Raw genomic sequence first — 14,614 nt, forward strand, 5'->3', positions numbered from 1 at the left:
CCCGATTATGTACGCCGCCAGGGTGCATCCGGCCAGGCGCCAGGCGGGGCAAACGCGTAGCGGGCGCCCCGCGCGCCGGCGCCTTTCGCTCGCCGCCTGGGTCGCGCTCGCGCCGATGGCGGCGACCGTGCTCTTCGCGTATCTCGGGACCATGCTGTGGACGGCGCGCGTGTCGCTCAGCCTCTCTCGCTCGCTGCCGTCCAACACCTTCGCGGGTGTGACGCAGTACGTGCGGCTCTTCCAGAACGACCGCTGGATCCTGTCGCTGCAGAATCTCGCCATCTACGGCGCATGCTTCATCGCGGCGTGCCTCGTGATCGGGCTTCTGCTCGCGATCTTCATCGACCAGCGCGTGGCGGCGGAGGGCGCGCTGCGCACCGTGTTTCTTTATCCGTATGCGATGTCGTTCGTCGCAACGGGGCTCGTCTGGCAGTGGATCCTCAATCCCGAACTCGGCGTCCAGGCCGTGCTGCGGCAGCTGGGATTCGAGCACGCGAGGTTCGACTGGATCGTCACGCAGCGTTTTGCGATCTATACGCTCGTGATCGCCACGGTGTGGCAGGCATCGGGTCTCGTCATGGCGCTGATGCTCGCGGGCTTGCGCGGCATCGACGACGAGATCTGGAAAGCGGCGCGCCTCGACGGCATCCCGCGCTGGCGTGTCTACGCGAGCATCGTCGTGCCGATGCTCAAGACCTCGCTTTCCACCGCGTTCGTGCTGCTGTTCGTGATGGTGGTGAAACTCTACGACGCCGTGGTCGCGATGACGCAGGGCGGCCCGGGCACGGCGAGCGAGGTGCCTGCCAAGTTCATCATGGACTATCTGTTCAATCGCGCGAACATCGGGCTCGCTTCGGCGGCGTCAATCGTACTGCTCGCCACCGTGCTCGCGATCCTTGCGCCGTTCTTCTACGCGCGCAGCCGCACGGCGCTCAAAGGAGACCGCGCATGAGCACACCGCTGGCCGATCCCCGGGGCACCGCGCCTGCAGCGGCGGTGCGCGCGCGGAGAGGGCGCAAGCCCCGCAGCCGCGTCACGCCGGCGCGACTCGGCGTCTACGCGTTTCTCTTCACGGCAGCGCTGTTTTTCCTGCTGCCGCTCTATGTGATGCTCGTGACCTCGGTAAAGCCGATGGACGAAATCCGTCTCGGCCATCTGCTCGCGCTGCCGGTGCACTTCACACTTGCCCCGTGGCGCGATGCGTGGTCCTCCGCGTGCACGGGCCTCGATTGCGGCGGCATTCGCGTAGGCTTCTGGAATTCGGTGCGCATCGTCGTGCCAAGCACGTTCTTTTCTATCGCCGTGGGTGCGGTGAACGGCTATGCGCTGTCGTTCTGGCGGCCGCGGGGCGCGGGGGTGCTGTTCGGCATCCTGCTCGCAGGCGCGTTCATTCCCGTGCAGGTCATGGTGTACCCGCTCGTGCGCGTACTGGCTTTCGTGCATCTCTTCAGTTCGCTCGCCGGCATCGTCGTGATCCATACGATCTTCGGCATGCCGGTCATGACGCTGCTGTTTCGCAACTACTACGCGTCATTGCCGCAGGAGCTCTTCAAGGCGGCGCGCATCGACGGCGGCGGCTTCTGGCGCATCTTCACGCAGCTCATGCTGCCGATGTCGGTGCCCATCATCGTCGTGGCCATCATCATGCAGGTCACCGGCATCTGGAACGACTACATCCTCGGCCTCGTGTTCGCGGGCACGAAAAATCTGCCGATGACGGTGCAGCTCAACAACATCATCAACACCACGACGGGCGAGCGCATCTACAACGTCAACATGGCCGCGACGATTCTCACGTCGGCCGTGCCGCTCGCGATCTATTTCATCTCGGGACGCTGGTTCGTGCGCGGCATCGCGTCGGGCGCGGTGAAGGGCTAGGAGCAGGGCATGGGCAATCTCACGAATGTTTGCGTACGCAACCTGCGGATCGAACTCGGCGCGAACACTGTCATCGATGAACTCGATCTCGATGTGCGCGCGGGCGAATTCGTCGTGCTGCTCGGGCCTTCGGGATGCGGAAAATCGACGTTGCTTCACAGCATAGCGGGCCTCGTCGACGTGACCGACGGCAGCATCGAGATCGGCGGCGAGGACATGACATGGGCCGACCCGAAAGACCGCGGCGTGGCGCTCGTATTCCAGTCGTATGCGCTGTATCCGACGATGAACGTGGAGCGCAATCTCTCGTTCGCACTCCGTATCAATGGCACGCCGAAAGCGGAGATCGACCGCCGCGTGAAGCGCGCCGCCGAAATGCTGCAGCTCGGGCCGCTGCTCTCGCGCAAACCGGCGCAGCTATCCGGTGGGCAGCGCCAGCGCGTCGCGATCGGGCGTGCGCTCGTGCGCGAGGCAGATGTGTTCCTGTTCGACGAACCGCTTTCGAATCTCGACGCCAAGCTGCGCACCGAGTTGCGCCGCGAGCTGAAGCAATTGCACCAGCAGTTGGGCGCGACAATGATCTATGTGACGCACGACCAGGTCGAAGCGATGACGCTCGCCACGCGCATGGCGGTGATGAAGGGCGGGGCGATCCAGCAATTCGGCACGCCGGCAGAAGTGTACGCGCGCCCCGAGAACCTCTTTGTCGCGACCTTTCTTGGCGCGCCGCCGATGAACCTGCTGCAGGGAAGGCTCGAAGCCGCCGAAGGCCGCCTGCGTTTTCGCGGGCAGGGTGTCGACGTCGATGTCTCGGCGTACGCGTTCAAGGGCACGCCCGATCCGACACGTGCCTGCGTGCTGGGTGTGCGCCCGGAGGACGTGCACGTGGGCGCGGTACGCCCGAACGAAGCGGCGTGGGAAGGGCGCTTGACGCTGGTGGAACCCATGGGCAATCATCGTGTGGTGTGGGTCGAATACCATGGCGCGCAGATCGCGTCGATCGATCAGGGCAAAACGCCGCTTGCGAGGGAAGCCGGCGTGCCGTTTTCCTTCGACGGCGCGCATGTTTCGCTGTTTGACGAAGAGACGGGCGCACGCATTTGATGGACACAACCAGCACCAAAAGAGAGACCAGGAACGTGGCGACCCTGAAAGACGTAGCAGCGCTAGCCGGCGTGGGCCTTTCGACAGCTTCGCGCGCGATATCGGGCAACGGTCCGGTATCGGCGGATGCGGCCGCGCGTGTGCAGGCCGCAATCGAGCAACTCAATTTCCGGCCATCGTCGATCGGCCGGGCAATGGCCACGAAGCAGCTCGGCATCATTGGCATTTTCGTGCCCACCTTTTTCGGCTCGTACTACGGCACGATCCTGAAGGAAACCGATACGCAGTTGCGCGCCGTGCGGCGTCACGTGGTGGTCGCGACGGGTTGCGGGGAGGCTTCGCCGCGCGAGCAGGCCATCGAGGCGGTGCGCTTTCTGATCGGCCGCGATTGCGACGGCGTGGTGGTCATCAGCCATGATCTCTATGACGACGATTTGCAGATGCTGCACGCCATGCACCCGCGGATGGCTTTCCTGAACCGCTCGTTCGATCAGTTACCCGAAGCATCCTTTTGCGCCGACCATTTTCACGGCGGCGAGCTGGCCGCCCGAACGCTCATCGAGCATGGTCATCGCGCGCTTGCGGTAATCGGCGGGCCGTCCACGTCATCGGACAATGCGGCGCGCCTGCACGGCTTTTTCGCGGAGCTCGCGCGCCACGGCATCGAACGCAAGACCGTGCCGCATATCGTCTCGGACTTTTCGCCGGAAGGCGGCTATCTGGCGGCCGGTACGCTCCTCGCGCGCAAGCACCGCTTCACCGGGCTCTTTTGCGCGAACGACACGATGGCCATGAGCGCACTTGCGCGCCTGCAACAAGCCGGGTTGCGCGTGCCCGAGGACGTCTCTGTGATCGGCTACGACGACGATTATTCAGCGGCCTACATGGCGCCCGCGCTGACGTCGGTGCACATTCCTACCGCCGAGCTCACCCGTAACGCCGTGCGCTGGCTCATCAACCAGTGCTACGGCACGCAGTGGCCGATCGAGCGCACCTTTCCCGTGAGCGTCACGATGCGCGATTCGGTGGTGCGGGCGAAGTGACGTATGCGGCGGCGGGAAGGCTGGCGTCCCGCAGATCGGATGGGCCATATGTGGTGCCGATGCTGCGTTTTTCATATTTAACATAAGACAAATTAGCGAAGTTTTTTTTGTTACGGCTTTTTTGAAATGTCCGGTTCTGGCTCATTAGAGATGTCCGGCGGGACGGACGTTAGTGCCGATTCGCGAGCGCTACGCAGATCCACGTCCCCTGGCCGGCGATCTGTCAACTTGTGAACGGCGCACCGGTTCACCTCGCCAACTTCAAAGACGCCTCTGTCTCATCGCAGCGTGCAAGGTGTATCGTGACAGGTGCCCGCTACAGCATCGACTGCGCAGATGCCGCCCGTTACCGGCAACGCCCCGGGAAAAGTTGCAACACGCAAAAGCGGGGAGCGCTTCCCGCAGAATACAAACAGCCGCCAGATGGGCGGAGCAAGGCAGATGAATGCTGTGCACGGTTCCGGCTCGGATAGTAGCCTCCAGACGTTGTGGGAGGACGGCGAGCGCATGTTCTGTCGCGCACGGCCACCGGGCGGCAGTCAAACTGTTCTAATGGCGAAATGCGCTGAGGAATATCCTGCGTCCGCCACCCTCGATCGCCTCGCCCACGAATTCGCGCTGAAGGACCAACTCGACCGTGCCTGGGCAGTGGTGCCAACGGAACTGGTGCGCGCTGACGGGCGCGTAGTCCTCGTGTTCGACGATCCTGGCGGCGAGTTGCTCGAGCGGCAGATCGGCACCCCGATGGAAACGGGAAGCGTCCTGGCCATCGCCGTGGCCATCGCGGCAGCATTGGGAAAGCTCCACCAGTGCGGCCTGGTCCACAAGGATCTCAAGCCGGCGCATATCCTCGTGAACTGCATGGATGGCCAGGTGCGGCTCACCGGCTTCGGCATCGCCTCGCAGCTGCCGCGCGAGCGTCAGCTGCCCGAGCCGCCCGAAACCATCGCCGGTACCCTCGCCTACATGTCGCCCGAGCAGACCGGACGGATGAATCGGTCGATCGATTCACGCAGTGACCTCTACGGATTCGGCGTCGTGCTCTATCAGATGCTGACCGGCGTGCTGCCGTTCACCGCCGCCGATCCCATGGAGTGGGTGCACTGTCACGTCGCCCGAAAGGCGGTACCGCCCAACGCGCGGGTACAGACGGTTCCGCGAGCACTCTCGGAACTCGTGATGATGCTGCTTGCCAAGACACCCGAGGAGCGCTACCAGACGGCAGCCGGCGTCGAGTGGGATCTGCGTCACTGTCTTGCCGAATGGCGGCGCCAGCACCGCATCGATGACTTCCCGCCAGGCAGACACGACACGCCCGATCGACTGCTGATTCCCGAGACGCTCTATGGGCGGGAGCGCGAGGTCGGAACCCTGGTCGCGGCATTCAGCCGTGTCGCCAGCAACGCCACGGCGGAGCTAGTGCTGGTTTCCGGGTATTCCGGTATTGGCAAGTCCGCCGTCGTCAACGAATTGCACAAGGTGCTTGTTGCGCCCAGGGGTCTTTTCGCTTCGGGCAAGTTCGACCAGTATAAGCGCGACATACCCTACTCAACGCTGGTGCAAGCGTTTCAGTGCCTGGTCCGGTCGCTTCTCGGCAAGCGTGAAACAGAACTGGCGATCTGGCGCGACGCTCTGAGGGAGGCGCTGGCGCCGAACGCGCGCCTCCTGACTGACCTGATCCCCGAACTCATACTCATCATCGGCGATCAGCCGCCCGTCCCGGAACTCGAGCCGAACCAGGCGCAGCGCCGATTCCAGCTGGTCTTCCGGCGCTTCATGGGTGTCTTTGCCCAAAGCGACCATCCGCTTGCGCTGTTTCTCGATGATCTGCAATGGCTCGATGCCGCAACGCTTGACCTGCTCGAGGATCTCCTCACCCACCCGAACCCGCAACATCTGTTGCTCGTCGGCGCCTATCGCAGCAACGAGGTAGATCCATGCCATCCGCTCATGCGCAAGCTTCAGGCAATCAGGCGAGCGGGCGTAGCGATCAACGAAATCGCGCTTGGGCCGCTCGACTGCGAAAACGTGAAGCAACTGGCTGCAGATGCCCTTCACGTTGAGCCCGAATTTGTCTATCCATTCGCGCAACTCGTGCATGAGAAGACGGGTGGCAACCCCTTCTTCGTCATCCAGTTTCTACACACGCTCGCAGACGAGAACCTGCTCACCTTCGATCACAGGACGGTTCGCTGGACGTGGGACCTTCACCGCATTCACGGCAAGGGTTACACCGACAATGTGGCGGACCTGATGATCGCAAAGCTCACTCGCCTGCCCGCTGAGACGCAGCGTGCGCTGCAACTGTTCGCCTGCCTCGGCAATACGGCGGGGATCGAGATGCTCTCGAAGGTGCTGGAGTTACTCGCTGGCCTGCGCGCGAAAGCGGCGACCGCCTATGAGTCGGCGCTCAGCTACCTTTCGATCGGCGCAGAGCTCGTCGGGCACGAAGGCTGGGCCCGCAGGCAGGACCTGCTCTTCCCCTTGGAGCTGAACCGTGCCGAATGCGAATTCCTGACCGGCAGGGTATCGGCATCTGAAGAACGATTGAACCTGCTTTCGCGTCACGCCGCGAACATGCCTGAACGCGCGAATGTCACATCGCTGCGCGTCGATCTCTACATGACGCTCGATCAGGCGAGTCGCGCGGTCGCGGTCACACTCGACTATCTCCGGCATGTGGGCCTCGACTGGTCGCCCCATCCTGCCGAATACAAAGCGCAGGAAGAATACGGGCGAATCTGGGCCCAGCTTGGAAACCGCACCATCGACTCGCTCATCGACCTGCCGCTGATGACCGATTCGCAATCGCTGGCAACCATGGACGTCCTGACCAAGGTCATGCCGGCGGCGTTGTTTACCGATGGCAATCTGTGGTCCCTGGTGGTCTCGAGAGCCGTCAATCTCAGCCTGGAGCGCGGCAATTGCGATGGTTCCGCGTCGGCCTATATCCGCCTCGGCATGATGGCCGGCGCACGTTTCGGCCACTACGACGTCGCATTCCAGTTCGGGAAACTGGGTTTCGACCTTGTCGAACGTCGCGGGTTGATCCGGTTCCGGGCAAGAGCCTATATGCATTTCGGCAACGTTATCTTGCCGATGGCCAGACATCTGCGGGAAGGCCGGGAACTGATGCGCCGCGCGCGCGATGCGGCCACGGATACTGGCGACCTGGTCTGCGAAGCCTACTGCCATACGCATATGACGACGAATCTGCTAATCGGTGGCGATCCGCTTGCCGATGTGCAACGCGAGGCGGAGGCCAGCCTCATGTTCGCGCAAAAGACATGTTTCGGGTTCGCCGTCGACGTCAGCGCGACCCAGCTCGCCCTGGTGCGAACGCTGCGCGGTCTGACGCCCACATTCGGCTCATTCGACGAAGAGCAGTTCGATGAGAAGCAGATCGAGCGTCATTTCCTCGAGAATCCGGACCTCGTCATTGCCCATTGCTGGTACTGGATTCGCAAACTGCAGGCGCGCTTCTTTTGCGGCGATTACGCGGGCGCCGTAGACGCCGCGTTGAGAGCACAAGGCTTGCTGTGGACGTCCGCGTCTTATCTGGAGGAAACGGAATATCACTTCTACAGCGCCCTGTCGTTAGCCGCCTGCGACGGTCCAGTCTCCAACCGCAAGCGGGAGAAGTCTCTCGAAGCGGTGGAAGCCCACCACCGGTACCTGCAACTACGAAGCCAGGCCTCCCCCGAGAATTTCGGGAACTGCGCCGCACTGGTTGCCGCCGAGATAGCGCGCCTCAAGGGCCGCGACATCGAAGCAATGCGCCTCTATGACGAAGCTGTTCATTCGGCACGCACAAGCGGCTTCGTACAAAACGAGGCGCTCGCAAACGAACTTGCGTACCGTTTTTACACGGCACGTGGTTTTGAAAAGATTGCACGTGTGTACCTGCACGACGCGCGACAAGGCTACCGACGTTGGGGCGCCGACGGCAAGGTGCGGCAACTCCAGGAAACGCATCCGTATCTAAGGGAAGAACAGCGCGCTCCCACGCCAACGAGTACGATCGGGGCGCCTGTTGAACACCTCGACCTGGCGACCGTGATCAAGGTGTCGCAGTCGATCTCGGGCGAGATCGTGCTGGACAGGCTGATCGACATGGTCATGCGCACGGCAATCGCGCAGGCGGGCGCCGAGCGCGGCTTGCTGATTCTTCCCGAAGGCGTTGAACTGAGAATCGCAGCAGAGGCCACTACGAGCGGTGAAACGCTTGAGGTGAAGTTGGGCGACGTGCCAGTGAGTGCGACATTACTGCCTGAGTCGGTGCTCTACCATGTACTGCGCACGGGCGAGAGTGTCATCCTCGACGATGCTTTGGCGGCACCCGCATTTGCCGTGGATCCTTACATCCACCGGCACCGTATCCGCTCGATGCTTTGCCTGCCATTGATGAACCAGGCCAAGCTCATTGGTGCGCTCTACCTCGAAAACAACCTGACTACCTGCGCATTCGCGCCGTCCCGGATCGCGGTGCTCCGGCTGCTCGCTTCACAGGCTGCGACTTCACTGGAGAATACCCGCCTCTACCGCGACCTGGCCAAGCGTGAAGCCAGGATCCGGCGTCTCGTTGATGCGAACATCATCGGCATCATCGTGTGGAATGCGGATGGCGATATTCTCGAGGCCAATGATGCATTTCTGCGAATGGTAGGCTACGAGCGCGCGGATCTTGTTTCTGGTCGCGTACGGTGGCGTGATCTGACGCCACCCGAATGGCGCGAAGACGCCGAACGTGCGCTGGCACAGATCGCGCAAAGCGGACGCGCACAGCCCGCTGAGAAAGAGTACGTCAGGAAGGACGGCACCCGGGTGCCTGTTCTGGTGGGTCGGGCCGCGTTCGACGTCAGTGGCGAGGAAGGGGTCGCCTTCGTGGTCGATCTGACCGAGCGCAAGGAAGCGGAGCTTCGCCTGCGCGAGTCCTATGAAATGCTCAGGGAACTGACTTCCCGTCGTGAGACGGCCCGCGAGGAGGAACGCAAACACATCGCTCGGGAAATGCATGACGAACTCGGTCAACATCTCACTGCGCTTCGCCTGAAGGCATCCGTGCTGCGCATGCGGCTTGGCAAGGACAACCTTGAACTGGTTGAACAGTCGGACGCACTGACGACACTCGTGGACGAAACCATGCAGGTCGTTCGGGGCGTCATCGCGTCGCTGCGCCCCGCGGCACTGGACACGGGTATCGTTGCGGCTTTGGAATGGCTGGCAGCCGGCTTCAATCGCAGTCACCGCACGGTGTGCCGGCTGCGCGTGGAGGACGAGAATATCGCTGTGAACGAGCAGCGGGCAATCGTGCTGTTTCGCGTTGCCCAGGAGGCACTGACCAATGTCGCGCGCCATGCAGAGGCTAGTGAGGTCATCATCGCGCTAACACAAACGCACGGCGCCTGCGTGCTCGAAGTGCTCGACAATGGCTTGGGATTCGATCCGCAAGCGACCAGAAAAAGGTCGTTCGGGCTAGCCGGAATGGAGGAGCGTGTTCAGATGCTGGGCGGCCAGATCGAAATCACGAGTTCGCCGGGAAGGGGCACCAGGATCAAGGTGACCCTCCCCGACAAGCCGGCTCCGTGAAACCGCTCCGGAGGGAGAGCGTACCCGTATCGGGCGATAAATCCCGATGGTCACCCACGCGGGTAGCTCGGCAAGGCGCCGCGCGCTTGCCAAACGCGCGGCATTGACGTCCATTGCCCCTTACGCGAACGCTGTGAAGAACCCGCGGCGTTCTTCAGCTTAGAGTTTTGCTTCTAGGCGAGCAACGTCAAGGCATCCGCGAGCGAGAGCACCGTCGTACGCGACTCGAATGCAGTGGAGAATAGACGCTCATGGACCACCAGATCCGGGTCATAACAGCAATCCTTGACGGTGTACAACCGGAAATCCGCATCGCTCGCGTACGCGACCGATGACAGCACGACGCCCGTCGAAGCAATGCCCGCCATGATTAGCGAATCGATGCCTCGTGCCGTGAGTCGTGCCTGCAGATCCGTGCCGAAGAAGACGCTTGCGCGGTGCGCGATGATGAGCGGCTCAGTGGCCTGCCGGTTCAACTCCGGCGCGATCTCGTCGTCGACAAATAGCCCGAGCCGTTTGATCCCCTGCCCGTTCCTGTTCAATGGACTGACTTCCGGATATCCGGGCTGAAACCGCAGGTTGGCGAAATAGACGTCGACGCCCTTGGCCCGCGCTGCGTCGCACAGTTCTCGCGTGTGGCTGAGCAAGGTTCTCGCGACCGATGGAAAGAGCCCCAGAACGTCGGTCTGATAGTGCATGACGACAAGCGCGGTTTTACCCGGCACGATGGCAGGAATCTGTGAACTCACACGTGGCTCCCGATTCGTAGCGCCTTCATTTTCTCTTCCCGGTCGATGCCGGTCATATTCGCACACGAGAACCTGAAATGCGCCAGCAGTGCCCCTTTTGCGTGGGTCGCAGCCGAATGTTCGGATATCTGGCTTTGTGACTAGAGGCTTTATCTCGCAGACCATGCGCGCCGTATCGTCACGCGAGGGCGTGACCCACGTCATCGGGAAGATTATCGAGCGCGCGGCTGCCATCGAGGCGCGCTTCGCTTTCGCCGCCAAAAGCCGTTTCGCTATAGGCAATGAGCTTGAAGCCGCTGCCCGCGGACCTGGGGATAGTGATACCCCAATGCCAGCCTCCCTCCTGCTCGAAGACATGTAGCACCGGAGATGCATGCAACTCGGAAGATCGATTCGTCATGTCACGCCCTCCTTTAGAAAGCAGCGAGGCAGCCGGCAGACTCGTTCAGTGTAGGCATCATTTTGCTGCGGTGCAATAAATATCGACGTCGGAGCCAGATCCTACGCCATTTGGCGTCGTCAACCCGCAACAAAGCGCAACAGGTGGCAACGAGAAGCAACCATCGGAAACACGTTCAAAGGCACGTGCGCAGCGCCCGCCAGAGGGGTGCCGACGACATGGTGCCGACGACATGGCGACGACAGCCAGCAAGACATCGAAGAGCAAATGGCCGGCTATCGTACTGGTCGTGCTCACGCTGCTGTTTCACCGACGATGCCTACGCCACGCCAGCCAGTCATTGCAGAGCAGGTTGCGCTGTTCGCGCTGCGTGGGGAGATCATCGCGCAGGACATCGCATTGACGAAGGCGCTCGGCGGCGGATCTCGCTCCGACTCGCCCGTCGAGCTGAAGCCGCGCTGACCAACGCGCAGCCGGCTCTCAGAACTGCTCCGCCCGAAGCGATGCGAATTCCGCACGGCACGCATCACTAAACGGGCCGAGTATGTCTAGCGAGCCATCCGCGAGCATCTGGCGCAACTCGACGAAGCTCCTGTCGGGGGCAAGATAGGTGTCGAGGATCCTGCCGCCGATCCGCTCGGCCTCCAGGGCGACGGCACGCGAAGACTGCACGCGCATGCGGCTGATCCTTGCGTACAGATGGACGAGGTTCTGGAGGTCCGGTTCGTGGTGCTGCAACGCGTCGACGTAACAACGCGTCGCCTCTTCGATGAATTCCTTGTAGAGATCCTGGCGGCGAATACGGTCGTGTGCCATCCATTCCGCGCGCGCCTGGGTGCGCTGCGTGAGCCACGACGCCAGCACTGAAGTCAGGCCGCCGATCGCAGCGCCCACGAGTGCCGCGAGTGCGGAAATCACCGATGCATTCATTTGATGCCTCTCGTTGTCCTTCGGCTGAGGCTCATATTAGCGCCGTGAGCCGCGCGCAAGCCCGAAGCTGCACTCAGCCCTGGGTCTGCCGCAAAACGGTATATACTGTTTATATCGTTATTGAACGGAAGGAATAGCCATGAGCGCAGTCACCCCACGCAAGCCGACCAGGAAGGCTTTTTATTTTCCTAAAGCGGCTGACAAGTCACCGTCCGAAGCGACGCCGGAAGTTGCTCAGGAGCCCGTAGCGCAAGCCGAAACCAAAGCAAAGCCGCTCAAGAAAACCAACGCGGCGAAGTCCGCCACAGCCACCGCCGCACGCAAGTCCGGCACGACAAAGTCGAAAACAGGCGCGAAAACAAAGGCAAAGGCAAGCGCAAAACCGGACGCGGCCACTCCCGCCGCCGAAGCGGCCAAGAAGCCGGCACGGGAGGCCGTCGCCAAAGCGAAGAACAAGCACGCAAAGAAAGAGAAAGTCGTGCGCGACAGCTTCACCATGCCCAAGGCGGATTACGAGCGTCTCGCAGCGCTCAAGCAGACATGCATCGAAGCGGGTGTCTCGGTGAAGAAAAGCGAGTTGCTGCGTGCCGGACTACAGTTGCTCGAAGCGTCTTCGACAAAGCGCCTCGTGGCCGCGATTGCCGCGCTCGAGACCGTCAAGACGGGCCGCCCCGCGAAGAACGAATAAGGCGGCATCCGCAGAGTAGTACGCCACGAAAAGCAAACCCCACGCTTGCACGACAAGCGTGGGGTTGTCGATTGCGCGCCAGCGCGCCTCGCGCGCTCAGAGCGCTGCGACGAGTTCGGGAACGGCCTCGAACAGGTCTGCTTCCAGCCCGAAGTCGGCCACGCCGAAGATCGGCGCTTCGGCATCCTTATTGATCGCCACGATCACCTTCGAGTCCTTCATGCCGGCAAGATGCTGGATCGCGCCGGAAATCCCGCATGCGAAATAGACCTCGGGCGCGACGATCTTGCCGGTCTGCCCCACCTGCCAGTCGTTCGGCGCGAAGCCCGCATCCACGGCCGCGCGGCTTGCACCGAGCGCTGCGCCAAGCTTGTCGGCGAGCGGCGTGAGCACGGCGTCGAACTTCTCGCTGCTGCCAAGCGCGCGCCCGCCGCTGACGACGATGCGCGCGTCGGCAAGCTCAGGCCGCTCGCTCTTCGTGACGGTACGTTCGACGAACGCGCTCAGGCCGCTATCGGCAACCGCCGCGACGCTTTCGACCTGCTCCGCGCCGCCTTGCGCGGCCGCTGCGTCGAAGGCCGTCATGCGCACCGTGATGACTTTCACCGCTTCCGCGCACTGCACCGTCTGAATCGCGTTGCCGGCGTAGATCGGGCGCTCGAAGGTGTCCGCGCTGACCACGCGCGAAATCTCGGAGACCTGCGCGACGTCGAGCAGCGCGGCCACGCGCGGCGCGACGTTCTTGCCCGTGCTCGTCGCCGCGAAGAGGATGTGACCATAGCCGGGGACGACGGCCAACACTTGCGCAGCGAGGTTTTCGGCGAGCGCATCGGCCAAAGCGGCGCTGTCGGCATGCAGCACCTTGGCGACACCGGCGATGCCAGCCGCGGCTGCCGCCGCGCCCGCCGCATTGTGTCCCGCCACGAGCACGTGAATCTCATCGCCGCATTGGCGCGCGGCCGTCACCGTATTGAGCGTCGCCGACTTGATCGAGACGTGATCGTGCTCCGCAACGACCAGTATGGGTTTACCAGCAGTCATTGGCATTCCTTCAGATAACTTTCGCTTCGTTCTTCAGTTTCGCGACCAGGGTCGCGACGTCGGGCACCTTGACGCCTGCCGCGCGGCCCGCGGGCTCCGCGGTCTTGAGCGTGGTGAGACGCGGTGCGACGTCCACGCCGAGTTGCGCGGGCGTGGTCGTGTCGAGCGGCTTTTTCTTGGCCTTCATGATGTTGGGCAGCGTGGCGTAGCGCGGCTCGTTCAGGCGCAGGTCGGTCGTCACGATGGCAGGCAGCGCGAGCTGCACGGTTTCGAGGCCGCCGTCGATCTCGCGCGTCACGCGCGCCTTGCCGTCGACGATCTCCACCTTGCTCGCGAACGTGGCCTGGGGGCGCGCCGTGAGCGCCGCGAGCATCTGGCCCGTCTGGTTGCAGTCGTCGTCGATCGCCTGCTTGCCGAGAACGACGAGCTGCGGCGCCTCCTTGTCGATCAGCGCCTTGAGCAGCTTCGCGACCGCGAGCGGTTCGAGCGCAGCGTCAGTCTCGACGAGCACGCCGCGGTCGGCGCCGATGGCCATGGCCGTGCGCAGCGTCTCCTGGCAGGCCGCGGGACCGCACGACACGGCCACCACTTCGGTTGCCGCGCCCTGCTCTTTCAGGCGCACGGCCTCTTCCACGGCGATTTCGTCAAACGGATTGATGCTCATCTTCACGTTCGCGAGATCGACGCCCGAGCCGTCCGCCTTGACGCGCACTTTCACGTTGGCGTCCACCACGCGTTTGATTGCTACCAACACCTTCATGTCTTCCTCCAGATCCAGGCGCGATTGAACAGCGCCCGCTTTACATATTCGGATAATTCGGACCACCGCCGCCTTCGGGCGTGACCCAGACGATGTTCTGCGTCGGGTCCTTGATGTCACAGGTCTTGCAGTGCACGCAGTTCTGCGCGTTGATCTGCAGACGGTCGCTGTTGTCGTCGTTCTTCACGAACTCGTAGACGCCTGCCGGGCAGAAGCGCGCCTCGGGTCCCGCGTACGTTTGAAGGTTGATACCGACCGGCACCGTGATGTCTTTCAACGTAAGGTGCGCGGGCTGGTTCTCCTCATGGTTCGTGTTCGAGATGAACACGGAAGAGAGCCGGTCGAACGTGAGCTTGCCGTCCGGTTTCGGATACTCGATCGGCTTGCACTGCGACGCCGGTTTCAGCATCTCGTGATCGCGATGCTGGTGAT

The 14,614-nt window shown here is 62.7% G+C and carries 13 protein-coding genes; 7 read left to right on the top strand and 6 right to left on the bottom strand.

Annotation, left to right across the window (positions count from 1 at the left end; all coding sequences use genetic code 11):
• The first annotated feature begins 7 nt into the window (after positions 1-7).
• From VSR34_RS26425 to VSR34_RS26445, 5 genes are all read left to right on the top strand, one after another.
• The gene (locus VSR34_RS26425; protein ID WP_028211526.1) at positions 8-952 is read left to right on the top strand and encodes a sugar ABC transporter permease; all 945 of its coding nucleotides are present in this window, start codon (positions 8-10) and stop codon (positions 950-952) included.
• The gene (locus VSR34_RS26430; RefSeq protein WP_028211527.1) at positions 949-1,878 is read left to right on the top strand and encodes a carbohydrate ABC transporter permease; all 930 of its coding nucleotides are present in this window, start codon (positions 949-951) and stop codon (positions 1,876-1,878) included. The genes VSR34_RS26425 and VSR34_RS26430 overlap by 4 nt, the downstream gene beginning before the upstream one ends.
• A gap of 9 nt (positions 1,879-1,887) precedes the next feature.
• Positions 1,888-2,982: an ABC transporter ATP-binding protein gene (locus VSR34_RS26435; protein WP_342964004.1), complete on the top strand. Its 1,095-nt coding sequence runs from the start codon at positions 1,888-1,890 to the stop codon at positions 2,980-2,982.
• A gap of 35 nt (positions 2,983-3,017) precedes the next feature.
• The gene (locus VSR34_RS26440) at positions 3,018-4,025 is read left to right on the top strand and encodes a substrate-binding domain-containing protein (RefSeq protein WP_028231286.1); all 1,008 of its coding nucleotides are present in this window, start codon (positions 3,018-3,020) and stop codon (positions 4,023-4,025) included.
• A gap of 336 nt (positions 4,026-4,361) precedes the next feature.
• A complete protein-coding gene (locus tag VSR34_RS26445) occupies positions 4,362-9,614 on the top strand; it encodes an AAA family ATPase (RefSeq protein ID WP_342964005.1) in 5,253 nt (1,750 codons plus the stop codon).
• A gap of 173 nt (positions 9,615-9,787) precedes the next feature.
• Here the strand turns inward: VSR34_RS26445 and VSR34_RS26450 are convergent, their stop codons facing one another.
• Together VSR34_RS26450 and VSR34_RS26455 are read right to left on the bottom strand one after the other, a co-directional pair.
• The gene (locus VSR34_RS26450) at positions 9,788-10,363 is read right to left on the bottom strand and encodes an isochorismatase family cysteine hydrolase (protein ID WP_342964006.1); all 576 of its coding nucleotides are present in this window, start codon (positions 10,361-10,363) and stop codon (positions 9,788-9,790) included.
• 178 nt (positions 10,364-10,541) lie between these two features.
• A complete protein-coding gene (locus VSR34_RS26455; RefSeq protein WP_028211532.1) occupies positions 10,542-10,763 on the bottom strand; it encodes a hypothetical protein in 222 nt (73 codons plus the stop codon).
• A 267-nt stretch (positions 10,764-11,030) separates the two neighbouring features.
• Between VSR34_RS26455 and VSR34_RS26460 the strand changes: the two genes are divergently transcribed.
• Entirely contained in the window at positions 11,031-11,225 is a 195-nt protein-coding gene (locus VSR34_RS26460) for a hypothetical protein (protein WP_342964007.1), read from the top strand.
• Between the two features lie 18 nt (positions 11,226-11,243).
• Here VSR34_RS26460 and VSR34_RS26465 read toward each other — a convergent pair whose 3' ends face one another.
• Positions 11,244-11,693 carry a hypothetical protein gene (locus VSR34_RS26465; protein WP_028211534.1) on the bottom strand — a complete coding sequence of 150 codons (450 nt, stop codon included), beginning with the start codon at positions 11,691-11,693 and terminating at the stop codon, positions 11,244-11,246.
• Between the two features lie 139 nt (positions 11,694-11,832).
• Between VSR34_RS26465 and VSR34_RS26470 the strand changes: the two genes are divergently transcribed.
• Positions 11,833-12,381, top strand: a complete 549-nt coding sequence (locus VSR34_RS26470; protein ID WP_028211535.1) for a hypothetical protein — start codon at positions 11,833-11,835, stop codon at positions 12,379-12,381.
• A 96-nt stretch (positions 12,382-12,477) separates the two neighbouring features.
• On the opposite strand, the gene VSR34_RS26475 is transcribed toward VSR34_RS26470, so the two are convergent.
• The 3 genes from VSR34_RS26475 to VSR34_RS26485 all read right to left on the bottom strand — a co-directional run.
• Positions 12,478-13,422 carry an FAD-binding protein gene (locus VSR34_RS26475; protein WP_342964008.1) on the bottom strand — a complete coding sequence of 315 codons (945 nt, stop codon included), beginning with the start codon at positions 13,420-13,422 and terminating at the stop codon, positions 12,478-12,480.
• Positions 13,423-13,432: 10 nt separating this feature from the next.
• A complete protein-coding gene (locus VSR34_RS26480) occupies positions 13,433-14,182 on the bottom strand; it encodes an electron transfer flavoprotein subunit beta/FixA family protein (protein WP_028211537.1) in 750 nt (249 codons plus the stop codon).
• A gap of 40 nt (positions 14,183-14,222) precedes the next feature.
• On the bottom strand, positions 14,223-14,614 hold a 392-nt coding region (locus VSR34_RS26485; RefSeq protein WP_342964009.1), incomplete at its 5' end, for a 4Fe-4S dicluster domain-containing protein.

The sequence above is a fragment of the Paraburkholderia sp. JHI2823 genome, from assembly GCF_038900695.1.
Classification (GTDB): domain Bacteria; phylum Pseudomonadota; class Gammaproteobacteria; order Burkholderiales; family Burkholderiaceae; genus Paraburkholderia; species Paraburkholderia mimosarum.